16 protein-coding genes and 1 pseudogene are annotated in these 18,279 nt (G+C 42.8%); 8 read left to right on the forward strand and 9 right to left on the reverse strand.

The annotated features are described in order from the left end of the window. Positions 1 to 18 precede the first annotated feature (18 nt). The 4 genes from QVP90_RS12015 to QVP90_RS12030 form a co-directional block, all read right to left on the reverse strand. A complete protein-coding gene (locus QVP90_RS12015; protein WP_007478889.1) occupies positions 19 to 1,119 on the reverse strand; it encodes an efflux RND transporter periplasmic adaptor subunit in 1,101 nt (366 codons plus the stop codon). 63 nt (positions 1,120 to 1,182) lie between these two features. Next, positions 1,183 to 2,427 (reverse strand): ABC transporter permease, encoded by a 1,245-nt coding sequence (locus QVP90_RS12020; RefSeq protein WP_005926479.1) that lies wholly within the window; start codon positions 2,425 to 2,427, stop codon positions 1,183 to 1,185. 155 nt (positions 2,428 to 2,582) lie between these two features. Continuing rightward, on the reverse strand, positions 2,583 to 3,842 hold the full coding sequence (locus tag QVP90_RS12025; protein WP_007478881.1) for an ABC transporter permease: 1,260 nt from the start codon (positions 3,840 to 3,842) through the stop codon (positions 2,583 to 2,585). A 183-nt stretch (positions 3,843 to 4,025) separates the two neighbouring features. Then, entirely contained in the window at positions 4,026 to 4,742 is a 717-nt protein-coding gene (locus QVP90_RS12030) for an ABC transporter ATP-binding protein (protein ID WP_021936564.1), read from the reverse strand. Positions 4,743 to 4,918: 176 nt separating this feature from the next. On the opposite strand from QVP90_RS12030, the gene QVP90_RS12035 reads away from it, so the two are divergent. From QVP90_RS12035 to QVP90_RS12050, 4 genes are all read left to right on the forward strand, one after another. Continuing rightward, positions 4,919 to 5,896 (forward strand): ROK family protein, encoded by a 978-nt coding sequence (locus QVP90_RS12035; protein WP_005926469.1) that lies wholly within the window; start codon positions 4,919 to 4,921, stop codon positions 5,894 to 5,896. 288 nt (positions 5,897 to 6,184) lie between these two features. After that, on the forward strand, positions 6,185 to 6,808 hold the full coding sequence (locus QVP90_RS12040) for a hypothetical protein (RefSeq protein ID WP_021936565.1): 624 nt from the start codon (positions 6,185 to 6,187) through the stop codon (positions 6,806 to 6,808). A gap of 27 nt (positions 6,809 to 6,835) precedes the next feature. Continuing rightward, positions 6,836 to 7,651, forward strand: coding sequence for a hypothetical protein (locus tag QVP90_RS12045; RefSeq protein ID WP_021936566.1), 816 nt, complete (start codon positions 6,836 to 6,838; stop codon positions 7,649 to 7,651). 218 nt (positions 7,652 to 7,869) lie between these two features. After that, positions 7,870 to 8,703, forward strand: a complete 834-nt coding sequence (locus tag QVP90_RS12050) for a hypothetical protein (protein WP_264380114.1) — start codon at positions 7,870 to 7,872, stop codon at positions 8,701 to 8,703. A 102-nt stretch (positions 8,704 to 8,805) separates the two neighbouring features. Here the strand turns inward: QVP90_RS12050 and rplS are convergent, their stop codons facing one another. Next, complete coding sequence (gene rplS, locus QVP90_RS12055) at positions 8,806 to 9,159, reverse strand: 50S ribosomal protein L19 (RefSeq protein ID WP_005926460.1); 354 nt, start codon at positions 9,157 to 9,159, stop codon at positions 8,806 to 8,808. 155 nt (positions 9,160 to 9,314) lie between these two features. Here rplS and QVP90_RS12060 point away from each other — a divergent pair, with 155 nt between their 5' ends. From QVP90_RS12060 to QVP90_RS12070, 3 genes are read left to right on the forward strand one after another with little or no spacing between them, the layout of a single operon-like run. Next, complete coding sequence (locus QVP90_RS12060; RefSeq protein WP_021936568.1) at positions 9,315 to 10,082, forward strand: 5'-nucleotidase C-terminal domain-containing protein; 768 nt, start codon at positions 9,315 to 9,317, stop codon at positions 10,080 to 10,082. Between the two features lie 33 nt (positions 10,083 to 10,115). Then, positions 10,116 to 10,952, forward strand: coding sequence for a bifunctional metallophosphatase/5'-nucleotidase (locus QVP90_RS12065; RefSeq protein ID WP_021936569.1), 837 nt, complete (start codon positions 10,116 to 10,118; stop codon positions 10,950 to 10,952). A gap of 48 nt (positions 10,953 to 11,000) precedes the next feature. Further along, positions 11,001 to 14,000, forward strand: coding sequence for a glycoside hydrolase family 3 N-terminal domain-containing protein (locus tag QVP90_RS12070; RefSeq protein ID WP_021936570.1), 3,000 nt, complete (start codon positions 11,001 to 11,003; stop codon positions 13,998 to 14,000). A gap of 135 nt (positions 14,001 to 14,135) precedes the next feature. Here QVP90_RS12070 and QVP90_RS12075 read toward each other — a convergent pair whose 3' ends face one another. Both QVP90_RS12075 and QVP90_RS12080 read right to left on the reverse strand, forming a co-directional pair. After that, entirely contained in the window at positions 14,136 to 14,765 is a 630-nt protein-coding gene (locus QVP90_RS12075) for a porin family protein (protein WP_021936571.1), read from the reverse strand. Between the two features lie 20 nt (positions 14,766 to 14,785). Further along, positions 14,786 to 15,418 (reverse strand): DUF4136 domain-containing protein, encoded by a 633-nt coding sequence (locus QVP90_RS12080; RefSeq protein WP_021936572.1) that lies wholly within the window; start codon positions 15,416 to 15,418, stop codon positions 14,786 to 14,788. A 178-nt stretch (positions 15,419 to 15,596) separates the two neighbouring features. On the opposite strand from QVP90_RS12080, the gene QVP90_RS12085 reads away from it, so the two are divergent. Further along, entirely contained in the window at positions 15,597 to 16,895 is a 1,299-nt protein-coding gene (locus QVP90_RS12085; RefSeq protein ID WP_021936573.1) for a S28 family serine protease, read from the forward strand. Between the two features lie 231 nt (positions 16,896 to 17,126). Here the strand turns inward: QVP90_RS12085 and QVP90_RS12090 are convergent, their stop codons facing one another. Both QVP90_RS12090 and QVP90_RS19965 read right to left on the reverse strand, forming a co-directional pair. Next, positions 17,127 to 17,477 carry a MarR family winged helix-turn-helix transcriptional regulator gene (locus QVP90_RS12090; RefSeq protein ID WP_264380971.1) on the reverse strand — a complete coding sequence of 117 codons (351 nt, stop codon included), beginning with the start codon at positions 17,475 to 17,477 and terminating at the stop codon, positions 17,127 to 17,129. Between the two features lie 8 nt (positions 17,478 to 17,485). Then, positions 17,486 to 18,208 (reverse strand): annotated as a pseudogene (locus QVP90_RS19965) (DsrE/DsrF/DrsH-like family protein); the annotation flags it as partial. Between the last annotated feature and the right edge of the window lie 71 nt (positions 18,209 to 18,279).

Consider the following 18,279-nt stretch of genomic DNA (forward strand, 5'->3'; position numbering starts at 1 on the left):
TTCCTGTTATTGATTTTATTATTTATCTTTCTTTTCTGCCCCACGGATTTTATCTTTCGCTGTCACGCCGCTTTTTATCTCTATTTTGATACCATCGCTCATGCCGGCAGTTACTGGTTTGCGTTGGAATTTTTGTTCCGGTACCGAATCTGTCATTACATAGACAAAAGTGGAGTCGCCACTGAACTCAATAACACTTTCAGGCACTGCTAAGGTCTGTTGGGCGCGTTGAAGCACAATTTCTGCATTTGCCGAATAGCCTGAACGGATTTGTACGCTGTCGGGCACGGATACTGCTGCTTTTATCTCAAATTGGTTAGCGCCGTTTTCCTCCACCCCTTTAGGAGAAATATATTCCAGTTTGGCATCGAATGTCAGATTTTGTAATGCGCCGATGGTTAGTTTTACAGGCATTCCTTCGTGAATACGTCCGACTTCCGTTTCGTCTATCTTACCTTTAAAAATCAAATCATTCATATTGGCCACCGTAGCGATGGTTGTTCCGTCATTGAACGTATTACTCATAATTACGGAGTTACCGGCTTTTACCGGGACATCCAATATCAGCCCGTCTATTGTCGAACGGATTAAAGTACTGGAGAGTGAAGCGCTGTTTTTAGTAATCCCTTCTTTGATAATTTCAAGTGCATCTTTAGCCGTCTGTACTTCTACACGCGCCTGTTTCAGTGCCACTTCGCTTTTTTCGAAGTCTTCGCGGCTGATGAGTTTGTCTTTGAACAACTTCTCTACGCGGTCAAAATCCGTCTGTGCCTGTTTCTCATTAATTTCCGCCAGGCGTACACGGCTTTCGGCAGAGTTTACCTGTCCTAACTCCGGGATTACCTTTACTTTGGCAATCACTTCACCTTTGCGGATGCTCTGTCCGGCTTCTTTGTATACTTCGTCAATGATACCCGAGATTTGAGGCTTGATGAGGATTTCATCGCGAGGCTCTACTTTACCCGTGGCCACTGTTGTTTTTTGTAGATCGGTGATCTCGGCGTTTACTGTTTCGTATACAACAACTTTCGGTCTTGATTTCATCCACAGGAATACAAATGTCCCTATGATACCGGCTGTTAGGACTACCAGCAATGTGATTTTCAGAAACTTTTTCATCTTAGTCTTATTTTTTGATTTTATATTTTTCTTTTTTATCTCTCTTTGATTTGCCAATTGTGATTATTCGTCACGGATGGCTTCAATCGGTTTAATGGCCATTGCCCGGTAGGCGGGTGCCAGTCCTGCCAGCATGCCCAATGTGATTAATAATGCACAAGTGCCCACAGCCAAACCGAATGTAACCTGGAAGCCGAAAGACCTCCCACTGTCACTGGTGATGGTCATATCCATCACTTGAAGTACTAATACGGCAAATGAGATTCCCATCATTCCGGCTATTGTGGTAAGCACCATGCTTTCAGAAAGAATCTGTTGGAGTATATCCTTGGGACGGGCACCGATCGCACGGCGAATACCGATTTCGGTAGTACGTTCGCGCACTGTTACCATCATGATGTTTGATACCCCGATGGCTCCTGCTAACAGAGTACCCAATCCTACCATCCAGATAAGAATGCGTATACCTGTGAATAGGTTATCCATCATTGAAAACATAGCCTCTGTGTTTAATACCATGATGGCTTGTTTGTCATCCGGTGATATGAAGTGTGCTTCTTTGATAATACGTTCTACTTCCGGCTGTATATCTGTCACTTTCAAACCCGGTTTGACAGTAAAGCAGGCCAACTCTATGTTACGTCCCAGGTTATAAGCCCGTTGCATGGTTGTAAAAGGCAATATAACAGATTCGGATGATTGCCCTTGGATGCTGATATTTCCTTCTGCCACCGATAATCCGATGACACGATAGTAAATTCCGTCTACGCGAATGTATTTTCCCAAAGGATCGGTGCCCGGTGTAAACAGGCTTTCATACACACGTTTCCCGATGACACATACTTTGCGCGCTTCGCGTATATCCACATCATTTATAAATCTCCCGAGGGAAATATCTTGTGCTTCGATATTTTCATATTCGGGATGTAGTCCTTTCACGATACAATCGAATTTTTTGTCTTCATATACCGATTTAGAGCCCCAACGGGCAATGGAAGGGGTGATAAGCTCGATCCCGTCTACATTTTTGCGTATACGTTCGATGTCGTCGATATTTAAGCTCCACCAGCGTCCTTTACGGAATCCTTTGTAGGCCTCGCCTGTTTTCTGCGGCCATGCAAAACCGGAGTTTGTGGCGAATCCTTCAAACTGCACCTGCATGGCATTTTGCATACCCTGTCCGCCTCCAATGAGTGCCACGAGCATGAAAATACCCCAGAATACTCCGAATGCCGTAAGCAGGCTCCGGGTTTTGTTTCTTGTTATCGTGATAAGGATTTCCTCACACGTGTCTATGTCTATTCGCATCTTGAATAATTTGCCAATGTGCTAATGTGCCAATGTGTCAATTGGCTGCGCACGGTTAATTACTTAGTTATTTAATTTGTTATTCAATTATTCAATTTCCTAATTTCCCAATTTTTTCCATTGGCATATTGGCACATTGAATAATTGGCACATTATTAGTCTGCTCTGAGCGCTTCTATCGGGCTGATGGTTACTGCTTTCCGGGCAGGGAAGAATCCGGCTAAAGTGCCTGCTATGACTAATGTCAGAGTGGCTTGTATGGCAATTCCCAAATCTACCGTCGGATTAGAGAATACGGTTTCCGACCACATACCGTTATCCATTTGCTGGTTTCCGAAAGCGCTGTTCATCCATTCGGTTACTGCAATGCCGCTGACCATTCCTATATATCCGAAAAAAGTAGTGATTGCAACGCTCTCTACGATAATGAGCCATAAGATAGACCGTGGTTTTGCTCCCAATGCTTTGCGGATGCCGAATTCCCGGGTTCGTTCTTTTACGGTAATCAGCATGATATTCGAGACTCCTACAATTCCGCTCAGCAGTGTGAAGATACCTATCACCCAAATAGCTATCCGAAGCATATTCATGGCTCCCATGTTGCGCAGGTAATTGGTAAACCGGTTCCATATCCAGATGGCACTTTCGTCAGTAGGATCGAAGCGGTGGTGGGCTCCTAATACTTTGCGGTATTGAGTTTCAAAAGCCTTGTTGTCTTCTATTGACTTCAGATTTTTGGTGGTGAAAATGATATTGTTTACTTTATTTCCTTCATTATAAATGAGTTGTAGAGTTGTAAAAGGAATATATGCATCACTTGAACTGTTGTCTCCTTGGTCTTTATACAGCCCTACTACCTGATAGATAATCCCCCCTGTTTTTACGTTTTGTCCGATAGGTTCTGTATGAGTTTTATCGAAAAGGATTTCGGCTGTTTTGGTATTGAGAACAATCACCTTCCTGCATTGTCGTATGTCTATCTCATTAATGAACCGTCCTTTGGATAGTTTTACCGTTTCTACTTCCGGGAAATTCGGGAATACTCCTGTTAGTCTTAGGTTGACATATTCTTTACCAAAATTTAGATTGGTACTATTTTGATATAAGGTTGCACCGACTTCGATTACATTTTCTTGGAACTGTTCTTTGGTTATGTCTAAGTCCTTGTTATCCAGCTTAACCCTTCGTCCTTCTTTCAGCCCTTCATACGATTTGGTAGTCCACCCGGGAAATATCTTGATAGAATTCAAGGCCCGTTCCGAAGACGATTGTTCGAACGCGTGGATCAGCCCGTTGCCTGCCCCTAACAGTACGATAAGCATAAAGATGCCCCATGCTACGGCAAATCCTGTGAGGAATGTGCGCAATTTGTTCCGTTTGATGGTACCATATATTTCTTGCCAAATGTCAAACATGATTTTATTTAGATTTATTCCCTACGGTCATGACCATTGTTTAATCTTTGAACACATAGGTACGTTTACGATTTACGATTGATATTATCGGTTTATATTTTGAGATGGGAAAGAGATGAACAAACAAAGACTATTTTTAATCGGAAATTGCCAATTGTCTAATCGTAAATCCTTTCTTTTTTCTTATTTCATTATTCCGTGTTGGCCGAAAGGAGATGCATCATGATCGAGGTTCTCCTCAATCCGTTCGATGATTCCGTCCTTGATATGAATAATTTTATCCGTTTGATTGGCTACACCGCTTTCATGTGTCACTACTACGATGGTCATTCCCGTTTTGTGGAGGTCTTTTAATATTTGCATTACCTCGACGGAAGTCTTGCTGTCCAGCGCACCGGTCGGTTCGTCAGCCAAGATAATTTGGGGTTGGGTGATCAATGCGCGGGCAATGGCAACGCGTTGTTTTTGCCCGCCACTCATCTCGTTTGGCATGTGATGCGCCCAATCTTTCAACCCCAACTTATCCAGATACTCCAATGCCAGGGTATTCCTTTTTTTGCGGCTTACTCCTTGGTAGAATAGTGGCAGGGCTACATTCTCCACAGCATTCTTAAAAGAAATCAAGTTGAAGGACTGGAAGATAAATCCTATCATCCGGTTTCTGTATTCTGCAGCTTTGGTTTCGCTGAGGTCTTTTATCAGTACGTTATTCAGGTAATAGTCACCGGTATCATAGTTGTCAAGAATGCCCAGTATGTTTAGTAAGGTAGACTTTCCCGATCCTGATGCTCCCATGATAGAAACGAACTCTCCACGTTTTATGTCGAGGTTGATACCTTTGAGCACATGGAGGGGAGCTCCATTGTAGTAAGTCTTGTTAATGTCTTTGAGGTGTATCACAATTTCTTTTATTTAGTTTGGCTTTTCTTATAATTTCTCCTATTAGACGCACGGAAGATACGAAAAGTTGCAAACAGAGTGAAGTTTTTTAAAAAAACATTTTGTAGACTCAATCTTCTTTACGTAATTTGTGTGCAATAAATTATTAATAAGCTAACCCTTTTAAACGAACTATCATGAATTCAAACATGGAAAAACCCTACGTAGTAGGTATTGACATAGGCGGAACAAACTCTGTCTTTGGTATTGTAGATGCACGCGGTACTATTATTGCAAGCGGCTCTGTAAAAACTCAGGCTTATGAAACAGTAGAAGAATATGTAGATGAAGTATGTAAAAATCTTCTTCCTCTTATCATCTCACAAGGTGGCGTTGAAAAAATAAAAGGTATCGGTATCGGTGCTCCTAACGGAAACTATTATAGCGGAACAATCGAATTCGCTCCTAACTTGCCTTGGAAAGGTATTATTCCTTTGGCTGCCATGTTTGAAGAACGTCTTGGCATCCCTACGGCTTTGACTAATGATGCCAATGCGGCCGGTGTAGGTGAAATGACCTATGGAGCTGCGCGTGGTATGAAGGATTTTATCATGATTACATTGGGCACAGGTGTCGGTAGCGGTATTGTTATTAACGGACAGATGGTTTATGGTCACGATGGTTTTGCCGGTGAGTTGGGCCATGTGATTGTTCGTCGCGGTACGGGACGTATGTGCGGTTGCGGACGTAAAGGTTGTCTGGAGACGTATTGCTCGGCTACAGGTGTAGCCCGTACGGCTCGTGAATTCTTGGCTGCACGCACGGATGCCAGCCTTTTGCGTAATATTCCTGCAGAAAACATTACTTCCAAAGATGTATATGATGCAGCAGTGCAGGGTGATAAATTGGCACAGGAGATTTTTGAGTTCACAGGTACTATACTTGGTGAGGCTTTGGCAGATTTCATTGCATTCTCCAGTCCGGAGGCAATTGTGTTGTTCGGTGGTCTTGCAAAATCGGGTGATTATATCATGAAACCGATCCATAAAGCAATGGAAGATAATTTGCTTAATATCTATAAAGGTAAAACCAAGCTATTGGTTTCCGAATTAAAAGATTCTGATGCTGCTGTGCTGGGTGCCAGTGCATTGGCTTGGGAGTTGAAAGACTTGTAATCTTTTTAAGAGTCTACTTCATTATTATATAAAGGTAATAAAGCCCCGGGCGAACATTTGTTTGTCCGGGGCTTTTGTTGTCATTTTGTATGTATGGACTTTATGATGTATTTGTCTTTTTAGGTAATAAAAACACCCTTTTGGGTGACAGGTCAGTGTTTGCTTATATACTATCTTTGCAATATCCTATTTTAAAATAAATTAATGATATTATCAATGCTTTAATAGGATATAAAGCATTTGTTTAGAGCTTGATAAGATCTTTGTTTAATCTGATAATTGTAAATTATGAAAGCAGTTAATTATTTGTTGATGCTGGCAGGTTTCTACCTACTGGTATCTTGTGGAGATGGTAAAGTATCTGATCGGGTAATAGAAGATACTGGAAATGCACTTTTAACTTTGGGAGGTACCACACCGGATCAAGCCGCGTATAAAGCAGCCTATCTTCCGATAGGGGATGTAACTTTCGATGAATCGGCTACCATTAAATACGGATCTGTGGGAGAGCGCAATCTGAAAATGGAACAGTTTTTAGCTTTGCAGGAAGCAGGTTTGATTACTGTGGAGCAGAGGGAACGGGTAGGAGCGATTTATCGTATCATTGTCGGCTTGACTCCAGAAGGTGAAAAATACCTGAAAGGCACACCTTTAAAGCAGGGAAGCGTGGCGTTTGTTGCGATGAGAGGAGCCAATGAGAAGGTGGGCAAGGTGATTAGCAAGGAGTATGTCGGGGAAAATAAAGGATATGCTCACTATACAGTTGTTCTCACCAACATCACTCCGTTTGGCAAAATCTTGGAAAATTTTAAAGAGGGAGATATAGCGATAGAAAATGAAACCATGGAACTGATAAAGGATAAAGAGGGCAAATGGAAGCCTTACACAGTGCTGGATTATATGGCGAAGTAATATTATTAACATTATAAAGAAGTAAAAATGAAAAAGTTGTTTTATTTGTTTGCGCTTGTATATGCTTGTGTATCATTGGTTTCGTGTGAAGAAGAGGATAATGCGATCAAGCTGACAATCAACACATCGGTATACGATGTAGTGAAAGATTTGAAAGATGCGAAAGGCGATCTGTATTTCACGGATGAGTTGTCCGACGGTCTCCGGATTCGTGTTTCTTTTCTGGTTGTGAAGCAGGCAGGCAATGACGTCTCTATTGTTGCGAACGATAGCCGTTATCTCTCTAATATAAGTGCTATTGCTTCGTATACGACAGAAGAATTGGAACCGGGTGATTATAGTGTGATCGTTACGAGTGATTTTGTAAAGGGAAATATTGAATATAACCAGGTCTCGATCAACAAACAGTATAAGGGCCTGTCGGTTGAGTGTCTGCAAAGTGCAGGAGTCTATAATGCTTTCGGTACAGCTTATATGAGTGATATCGTGATGGATAGCAAAAAAGAAATAACGCTTAATACAGTGCGAAAAGGCGGTTTGGTTACTTTCCTGCTTAAAAATACGGACAAGATGACCGATGATTCATATACTTTGACTATGGAAAAGTTTACTTATACGGCTTATGGGAAATTTGGTGACGATTTTAGCTACAGAACAGAAGCGATGCAACACAAGTGGACTGCCGGCATGACAGCTGTTCAGCATTATTGTGCTGCTACCGGAGCGGTAATAGACCCCATGACGTTGGGTTGGCAAGGCGATACTTATAAAATAAAATTGGGCAATGGAAAAGATGTGGTTCTTGAATTGGATTTTGCAACCGGCAAGGTAACTTCAAAATAAGCGGGTTATTATTCAATATCATATAGCTAAAGCCCCGGGTGAACTGTTTGTTTGTCCGGGGATTTTATTTGTACCCATAACAATAAATGGATCCTTTTATTGTTTATAAATATGAGGTGTTTTTTAACTCAATGGTGCGTTAGTCTGCTTTGAAAGAGCGGCTGCCCGGGCATTTTTAGATAACAATTTTTTTATGTAGAACTAATATATCTAATACAATGAAAAAAAGAAAAATGAAAGGATTATTTTATTTGTTCCTATGTCTATGCGTGTGCATCTCCTTGGTGTCTTGTGAAGACGAGGAGGATAACGCGATCAAGCTGACTGTTAATACATCGGCTTATGATGTTGTGAAAGGTTTGAAAAGTGTGGATGGGAATCTGCTTTTTACAGGTGAGTTGACAGATGGGCTTCAACTTCGCTTTACTTATTTGGTCTTGAAGCAAGGTGAAGAAGAAGTTTCTATTGTTGCGAAGGATACTCGTTATGTTTCTAACGTAAAAGATGTAGCCTCTTATACCACCGGAGAATTGGAGCCGGGAGAATATAGGGTTGTAGTTGTGAGTGATTTTGTGAGGGGAGATAAAGAATTTAATTGGTTGGCATTTGATACTCAGACTAAAGGATTCTCAGTTATATGTGTGGAAAATGTAGGTGTTTATAATGCTTTTGGTGTAGCTTATATGGATGGTGTTGTGGTTGATAGTAAAAAGACAATAACGCTTAATACAGTCAGGCAAGGCTGCGTGGTGACTTTCCTACTTAAAAACAGGGATAAGATGATCAATAATTTCTATAATTTGGAGGGAACAGATCATTTTAAATATACTATTTCCGGTGATTTGGAAGAGGAGTTGGATGTTTTAGAGAAAGCATGGGAAACCCAACGTCAATGGAATTCGAGCGTAGCGGGTATACAGCATTATATTCCTGCTTTTGAAGCCTTGTTCGTGTATTGGCAAGGTGATGTATTGGGTATATTGCTGAAAGACGCGCCTACTGCGACATTGGAATTGGACTTCGCAACTGGAACAATAACCGCGAAGCCATAATTGTAATACTAACATTCATTATCTTGTAATATTGGAAAATAAAAAAGAGAAAATTCCTTACGGAACTTTCTCTTTTTTATCTCGAATTGGAGATTATCGGAATTAACCGTTAACTCTTTTTTCTTTGATTCTGGCTTTCTTACCGGTAAGTGCACGCAAATAATACAATTTAGCGCGACGAACTTTACCTACCTTGTTCACTTCGATGCTGTCGATAGCCGGTGATTCGATCGGGAAAATTCTTTCTACACCTACTGTTCCAGACATTTTGCGTACTGTAAAACGCTTCTTGTCACCGTGACCAGCAATTTTGATAACAACACCACGGTACAACTGTACACGTTCTTTGTTACCCTCGATGATACGATATGCTACGGTTACTGTGTCACCTGCTTTGAAGTTCGGATGCTGTTTACCGGTAGCAAATGCTTCTTCTGCAATTTTAATTAAATCCATTGTTGTTATTATTAAATTGTTTTATCGTTACAACGCAACATATCAGGCAACTCTCTCCTAACAGCGATTGCGCGAAAGCGGTGCAAAGTAACGAATTTTTTGGCACACTACCAACATTTTTATCTATATTTGTAGAACGATTAAAAAAACAGTATATGAAACAAACTTATGCAAAGCTCTTTTCGGGAGTGGCCCTAACGGGGCTTCTGATGCTTGCTTCCTGTCAGTCACCTTATAAACTGGCAAGAATTGATGGAAGCATGATTACAATCGATTCAATATGGGACGTACATCCGGATACGGACGCTGTGGCGTTGTTAGCTCCGTATAAGGCTTCGGTAGATAGCATGATGTACCGGGTGGTAGGTACGAGTGAAATGACGATGGACAAAGGAGCGCCGGAGAGTTTGTTATCCAATCTGGTGGCGGATGTGTTGAGAGAAGCTGCCGTACAGGTATTGGGTAAGCCTGCCGATATGGGATTGATGAATATGGGCGGGTTACGTAATATACTTTCGGAAGGTGAAATCACTTGTGGAAACATTTATGAAATATTGCCTTTCGAAAACTCCCTTTGTGTCGTGACAGTGAAAGGGAGTGTCTTGAAGGAACTGTTTGCATCCATTGCTGCCTGCCGGGGTGAGGGAGTAAGTGGGGTTCGCCTGGATATTACTAAAGACGGTGAACTGCTGAACGGTACTATCGGAGGAAAACCGGTGGATGATAACAAGCTGTACACGATAGCTACCATCGATTACTTGGCCGATGGAAATGACGGAATGACCCCATTGGTGAAAGCCGAGAACAGAGAGTGTCCTCCCGGAGCTACTTTACGTGGACTGTTCATGGATTATGTGGAGCAGCAGACAAAGGCCGGAAAGAAGATTACTTCTCGTATGGAAGGAAGAATTACAGTAAAATGATCATGAATAACGAATTTACAAAATAACCAGATAATGAAAAGGTATCAATTATCAATAACCATATTCTTTCTGCTATGTGCGCTTCTTCCGGGATTTGCACAGCAGACTAAAACACTTACATTGTTGCAAACCAGTGATACCCATAGCCGCATCGAGCCGATCGATGTACACGCTGCCGACAAATATGCCGGCATGGGTGGTTTTGTGCGTCGGGCTGCCCTGTTGGATCAGTTCCGTGAAAATAATCCCGATGTTTTAGTGTTCGACTGCGGAGACTTCTCGCAAGGTACACCCTATTACAACCTTTTTAAGGGAGAGGTGGAAATTAAAATGTTGAACCTGATGAAATACGATGCAGCCACTATCGGTAATCATGAGTTCGATTTTGGTTTGGAAAACATGGCGCATTTGTTTAAAATGGCTGATTTTCCAATCGTTTGTGCCAATTATGGCATGGAGGGTACTGCGCTCGAAGGTCTTGTGAAGCCGTACGTCATATTGGAACGTGACGGGTTGAAAATAGGAGTATTCGGGCTTGGTGCAAAAATGGAGGGGCTCGTACAGGCCGATAAGTGCGAAGGCGTAGTGTTCAAAGATCCCGTATCGGTGGCGAATGAGGTGGCTGCGAAGTTGAAAGACGTGGAAGGGTGTGATGCTGTAGTTTGTTTGTCGCATCTTGGAATAAAAGAAGATGAGATGCTGGTACATCAAACACGAAATATCGATGTCGTACTTGGCGGCCATTCCCATACTTTTATGCAGGAGCCGGTCTTTTTCCAAAATCTGGACGGTGAATCAATCCCTGTATCGCATACGGGTAAGAATGGCATTTTTGTCGGGAAAATAGATTTGACATTTGAACGGGAATAAGGGAACGGATGCTAAACTGATAATTTGCCAATCATATATTTAGATGAGATGAAGAAATACCTGATACCTCTACTGCTTTTTTGCTTCGGTGAGTTTTTGTACGGTCAGACAAATGTACATCCTCTTCTTCTTTATAAAGCAGAACAAGATCCGCATTGCCGGCAATGGGTGGATTCGGTGATGAACCGGCTCAGCTTGAAAGAGAAGGTAGGGCAACTGTTTATTTATACCATTGCTCCGGTAGATACCAAGGCCAATCAGGCACTGTTGCGCGAAGCGGTGGATACTTATAAAGTAGGCGGTCTTTTATTTTCCGGTGGAAAAATGCAAACACAAGCTATCCTCACCAATCAGGCGCAACGTATGGCACGTCTTCCGTTGATGATTACTTTTGACGGGGAATGGGGATTGTCGATGCGCCTTCGCGGTACTCCGCTTTTTCCGCGCAATATGGTATTGGGATGTATACAGGATAATCAGTTGATTTATGAGTATGGCCGTGAAATGGCTCGTCAATGCCATGAGCTTGGTGTACAGGTCAATTTTGCCCCTGTGGCGGATGTGAATATCAATCCGCAAAATCCGGTTATCAATAATCGTTCTTTTGGTGAGGACCCTGTGCGTGTGTCGGATAAGGTGATTGCTTATGCCAGTGGTTTGGAAAGTGGACGTGTTCTTTCTGTTTGTAAGCATTTTCCGGGACATGGAGATACGGATGTGGATTCTCATAAGGCATTGCCTGTCTTGCCTTTTACGCGTGAACGCTTGGATAGCGTGGAACTGTATCCGTTTAAAGAAGCGATACGGGCCGGGTTGAGCGGTATGATGGTAGGGCATCTCCAAGTGCCTGTTATCGAGCCTTTGAGTGGGTTGCCTTCATCCCTTTCGCGTAATGTGGTATATGGCTTATTGACGGAAGAATTAGCCTTTAGAGGGTTGATTTTTACAGATGCGCTTGCAATGAAAGGCGTTTCGGGTAATGCCGATCTTTGTTTGCAGGCTTTGAAGGCAGGGAATGATATGGTTCTCGCTCCGAGAAACTTGAAAGCAGAAGTACCGGCCGTGATCGGAGCGGTAGAGCGTGGTGAATTTTCGCGTGAGGAATTGGATCGTAAATGCCGGAAAGTACTTACTTATAAATATGCCCTTGGACTTAGCCGAAAACCGAATATACAGCTTTCCGGTTTGGGAACCCGGATCAACACACCTCAGACGCGTGATCTGATCCGCCGCTTGAATCTGGCTGCCATAACTGTTTTGAATAATAAAGAACACATCCTGCCGCTTCATGCTGATAAAGAAATGCCGCCTATGGCTCTGCTGGAAGTGGGCGATGCCGGAGAGACGGATGCACTTGCCGGCAGGTTGGGAAAATATACGTCACTGGTGCGTTTCCGTCTTCGTAAAGGGATGACAGAAGCGCAGGAAAGGGTTTTGAGAGACTCGCTTTCCAGTTATCGCCGTGTTATTGTTGCGGTAAGCGAACAACGGCTGGCTCCTTTTCAGAACTTTTTTGCCGGATTGGCTACTGATAAAAAAAATCCCCCGACGGTTTATCTTTTCTTTACTCCCGGAAAGATGATGTTGCAGATACATCGTGCTGTTTCGACGGCACAAGCCGTTGTACTGGCACATTCTACGGGGCAGGATGTACAACGGCAGGTAGCCGATATCCTTTTTGCCCGTGCTTCGGCAGACGGCCGGCTTTCTGCCAGTCTTGGCGGATTATTTGCTACGGGAGCCGGGGTGACGATTACTCTGCATACCCCTCCTCATTTTAAACCGGAAGAATACGGCATGTCTTCTGTAATGCTCGATCGTATTGATTCCATTGCCCGGATGGGAATAAAAGCAGGAGCTTATCCCGGCTGTCAGATTGTGGTGATGAAAGAGGGGCAGATTTTGTATGACCGCTGTTTTGGTACTCATGCAGGAAAAGGCAGTGCGCCGGTGCATTCGGCCGATGTGTATGACATTGCTTCACTTTCAAAAACAACCGGAACATTGTTAGCTTTGATGAAGCTCTATGATAAGGGACGTTTTAATTTATCGGATAAGCTCTCCGATTATTTACCGTGGTTACAGGGAACCGATAAAAAGGACATAACTATTCGTGAAATATTCTTGCACCAATCCGGATTACCTGCCGGAATCGTTCTTTATCCCGAAGCTATTGATAAAGAGAGTTATAAAGGACGTCTGTTTTCTGCACGGCGGGATGCACTGCACCCATTGCGCTTGGGAGCTACTACATGGGCGAATCCTAATTTCCGTTTTTTGCCGGGAATGACTTCCAAAGTTCGTACTTCCGAATGCCGTTTGCAGATTAGTGACAGTTTATGGCTTAATAAGTCTTTCGTACAGGTTTTACAGGAAAAGATATCGGAGATACCGTTGAAAACCAAACAATATCGTTACAGTGATATCGGCTTTATCCTTTTGCGTTTTTTGGTGGACCGGTTGGCGGATATGCCGATGAATGAATATTTAGCGAAAGAATTTTATGCGCCAATGGGATTGGAACGTACGTTGTATCTTCCTTTGCGCCGTCTTCCGAAGTCAGAGATTATTCCCTCGGCCAATGACCGGTTTTTGCGAAAAAGTGTACTGCAGGGGTTTGTTCATGATGAGTGTGCCGCATTTCAGGGAGGAGTCGGCGGTAATGCCGGATTATTTTCTAATGCCCGTGAGATAGCTCGTATTTATCAGATGCTTTTGAATGAAGGAGAATTGGATGGGCATCGTTATTTGAGCCGCGAAACCTGTAAGTTGTTTACTACCGAGGTCTCTAAAATCAGCCGTCGCGGGCTTGGTTTTGATAAGCCGGATATGAAAACTCCTGATAAAAGTCCTTGTACAAAATCTGCACCGGCCTCTGTATATGGGCATACCGGTTTTACAGGTACTTGTGCCTGGGTCGATCCGGATAATGAACTGATCTATGTTTTTTTAAGTAATCGTACCTATCCTGATGCAACAAACCGCAAATTAATGGAGTTGGATATTCGTCCTCGAATACAGGAAGTACTTTATAAGGCGATGAAGTAGACAAATAAGTGGTGGTTCGTGATAAGAGATTAGTGATAAGCAATTAGTGATAAAGTGATAAGTGATTAGTGGGCTGCGCGATGATGCTGCAGGGTACTAATCACTTATCACTAATTACTAATCATTTATCACTATTTAGAACGACAATCCGATACGGAAACCGAAGTTGTTCAGTTTGTCCACATTGTAAGTCAATACGTTGTCGGCTTTGTTGGTGCTATAGCTATAATACAGGGCCAGATGCAATCCCGGACCATAAGCCCATGGGTAAACATTCAAACCGACTTCCGGTGATACGTAGAAACCCCAGTTTTCGTTTCTGGATTCAAAGATGTTATAGTTAGAGCGGACTTTGGCATATTCTGTACCGAGTTTTACACCGGCATAAGGTTGCCATGCTCCACCACGGTTGAACTGATAACGTGCTGCTGCACCGAAAGGCAACTGAAAGATGGTGTGTTGCTGGTCACTGGTCATGCTACCGCCATTTACCGAAAAGGTTTCACGGCCTACATATTCATGGTTGGTGTGATAGTTTAGGAAGAGGCCTAATCCCAGGTTGGGGGTTACGAAATAACCACCTTCGAAGTTCATACCCCAGCCACTTGCATCATCTGCAAATCCATTGCTTAACGGTACATTAAATTGCCAGTCGATATTCGCATATCCATTATCTGATAATTGTGCCTTTGCCGGCATGGCAAAGACGAGAGCGAGGGCTGCGATGGCCAACACTCTGAAGGAAATATATTTTATTGTCTTCATAACGTTTCTAATGTTAGTTGTTATTTGTTAGTAAGATAAGGTGATTGTGTAAATGCCTGGTTAACACCTTTCACAGCGAGTGCTTTGTTCATATTGCTGGAATAAACCAAGCCGGTCATGTAACTTGTCCATAAGATAGGCAGTTTTTCCTTTGGTCCTTCCGGTGCATCCAGATTTACAATTTCCGTGATGAATGAGTTGGTGCTATAACTATAGTTCACTGCGTATGGATAATACCATCCGCCACCCCAGTTGCCCCAGTAGCCTGAGCCCCAGTATCCGGGATAGCCCCACCACCATTCCGGTTGTCCGTAATCGGTGAAGAAATAGGTGCTTTTGATGTAACTTACTTGTATACCCAATTGAGCCTCTTCTTTAGAAGCCGCCATTGTGTAACCTCTTTGATCCATATTGCTTTTATAAGCGGCGAGAATTTCTTGTGCAGCTTCTCCTTCCAGATATTCCGGTTCTTCTTTATCGCTGATCACGAGAATTTTGTCCGGCAAGTAGTAAGTGGTGAACTCTTTGAAGTTAGCCTTCTTGTCGTAATTGGTATACACCAAATAATCATTGTCCAATTTGTCCATGTCGGGGTCTTTTTCGCAAGCAGCGAACGCAAAGACCGCCAATAAAATAGGAATTAATCTCTTCATATCTTTTATAATGTTTAGGTTAAATAAAAAAATCCTGCCCTGGTACCTTAGGCTTTTGATAGAAACAACAACTTCTGTTATAAAAGGTTCGCAGAGGTGAATGTTAAAATGTTAAAGTATGGGCCGGATTATCTCCGGAAAGGGGTTATCTTTGTACGAAATTAAAAATCGGATACGTATGAAACAGTTACCTCGCTGCTATGCAGTACTTTGGTTTTTTTCACTTTTGCTTCTGTCCGCCCGTTTATCGGCACAGGCCGGTTTACTGGAAAAAGTGGAAAATATGGCTCTTGTCGATCGTGTGAAACCGTTGGAAACAACTGAATTTGTAGAGAAATACGTTATTTATTTCTCTCAACCTCTGGATCATCGTCATCCGAAAAAAGGTTCGTTTCATCAACGTGTTATTGTGGCACACGTCGGATTCGACCGTCCTACGGTGATCGTTACCGAGGGATATGGAGCCGCTTATGCCATGCGTCCGGGCTATCGTGAGGAGTTATCACGCTTGTTTAATGCAAATATGATATTTGTAGAACATCGCTTTTTTCTGGAGTCTACTCCGGAACCGAGAGACTGGAAGTATCTGACTGCCGAAAATTCTGCCAAAGACCTGCATGCCGTGACTGCTGCATTTAAGACGATGTATCCGGGGAAATGGATAAGCACGGGTATTAGCAAAGGAGGGCAGACTTCCTTATTGTATCGTGCTTTTTTTCCGGACGATGTGGATATTTCGGTTCCTTATGTAGCACCGCTTTGTTATGGCGTGGAAGACGGCAGGCATGAGCCGTTTCTGCAGCAGGTTTCTACGGCCGAAGAGCGGAAAAAGGTCGAAGATTTCCAGTTGGAAGTGTTGAAACGAAAAAGCAGGTTATTACCCCGTTTCGAAACCTATTGCACTGAAAAGAAGTATGTCTTTCGTGCCCCGTTAGATGAAATTTATGATTTTTGTGTGCTGGAGTATTCGTTTGCACTCTGGCAATGGGGGACGGAAGTGAGTAATATCCCTTCCTCTGCGGCATCGGACGAAGAGATATTCCGGCATTTGTTGGATGTCAGTGACCCGTCTTATTTTACTTGCGATAGTCCGAATGTTTCTTTCTTTGTACAAGCGGCCCGTGAATTGGGATACTACGGTTATGATATCGAACCGTTCAGAGAATATCTTTCTATTAAAAGCAGCAAGCATTATTTGCGGAGGTTGATGCTTCCGAAAGAATTACGGCATATGAAATTTCATAAAAAGCTTGGTCGGAAAATAGTGAACTTTCTGAAGGACAATGATCCGAAGATGATATTTATCTACGGGCAAAATGATCCTTGGACAGCCGCCGGTGTGACTTGGCTAAAAGGGAAGAAAAATGTGTCGGTGTTTGTTCAACCCGGTGGAAGCCATTTGGCACGGATCAGCACATTACCGGAGAGCATGAGAATGCATGTGATTTCGCAGATACAAAAGTGGCTGGACGAATAGATGTTTTTTGTTCGTTTTGTTGTATTTTATGAGTCTTTGTCGTGTTCCTCTACGAGGAAGGCGTTGTTCCTCTACGAAAAACGAAGGGAAACTCTACGAGGAACGGTAAGTTCCTCGTAGAGAAAAAGAAGACGTGTCTTAGTATATTGATATACAATGACTTATAAAAATGATGGAATGTGTGCTATTTTTACTGTTTACACTCATGCTTTCAGAGCCAGTTTAAATTATTTATAGAAGAGGTTTGAGTATTTTCGGCACTTCCACTTTTTCGAGGTTAATGGCTTCCAATTGTTTCTTCCCCTCCGGGGTCAAACTGAAATACATTTGTCTTTTATCCGTTTCCCCTAAGGCTCTTTTTATCAATCCCTTTTCTTCCACGGTTCTGATGACTTTAGAAGTGTGGGAAGTTCCCATTTCAGTACGGGCAGACAAATCTGTGGATGTCATCTCCTTTTGGGCTTCCTGCAGGGCACACAGTATCATTGCTTCATTAAGTGATAAACCGTATACTTCTTCAAACTGCGCTTCAAAGCCCGCGAGGGCTTTGTAAATATCGCGCATTATGCATATTGTTTTCATTTATTTTTTTATATAAACAGGTTAATGTTCGCATTGTCGGCGCGTTCCATATACGTGGCTACTCCGCCAATGGTTACTTCATCCAATAATTCTTCTTTTTTCACTCCCATTACGTCCATAGACATTTGACAAGCAATAAATTCCACACCATTCTCCAATGCTTGCCGGCGCAGAGATTCCAGTGAGTCTATGCCTTTGTGCTTCATTATGGACCGCATCATTTTTCCTCCTATGCCTCCCATACTCATTTTGGATAATTTCAGCTTTAGTGAACTGGAAGGTAACATCATACCGAACATTTTTCCAAAAATATCCTTTTCTACTTTGGGCTTGCTAAGCCGTTTTATAACGTTCAGTCCCCAAAAGGTGAAGAAGATAGTTACTTTTTGTCCGGTTGCTGCTGCACCGTTTGCCAGCACAAAGGTGGCTAATGCTTTATCAAGATCATCGCTGAACATGATAAAAGTTTTGCCTTTACCTTCACAGGAAGTCACCAGATTACAGGCTTTCGGTTCCTCCTTTTCAATAATCACCACCGATTTTCCACCTGAACTTTCTTTAGAAATCAGTTTGTTCCCTGTAGAATTGCACCATGCAGACGCATCGCGCGCAAAACCGGGATCAGTGGAAATGACCTCTACCCGTTCGCCGGGAGTGAGTGTATCCATTGTTTTTTTCATTTTCAGGATAGGTCCGGGACACTGCATACCACAGGCATCCACCCGAATGACACGTGCTGATGAATCGGTGTTTGCTGACGGCTGCGGAGAAGGGGTGACGGTAGTAGGAGTTACCTTATTAT

Origin of the sequence: Bacteroides sp. CAG:189 (genome assembly GCF_000432295.1) — a bacterium.
In the GTDB taxonomy this organism is placed as follows: domain Bacteria; phylum Bacteroidota; class Bacteroidia; order Bacteroidales; family Bacteroidaceae; genus Bacteroides; species Bacteroides salyersiae.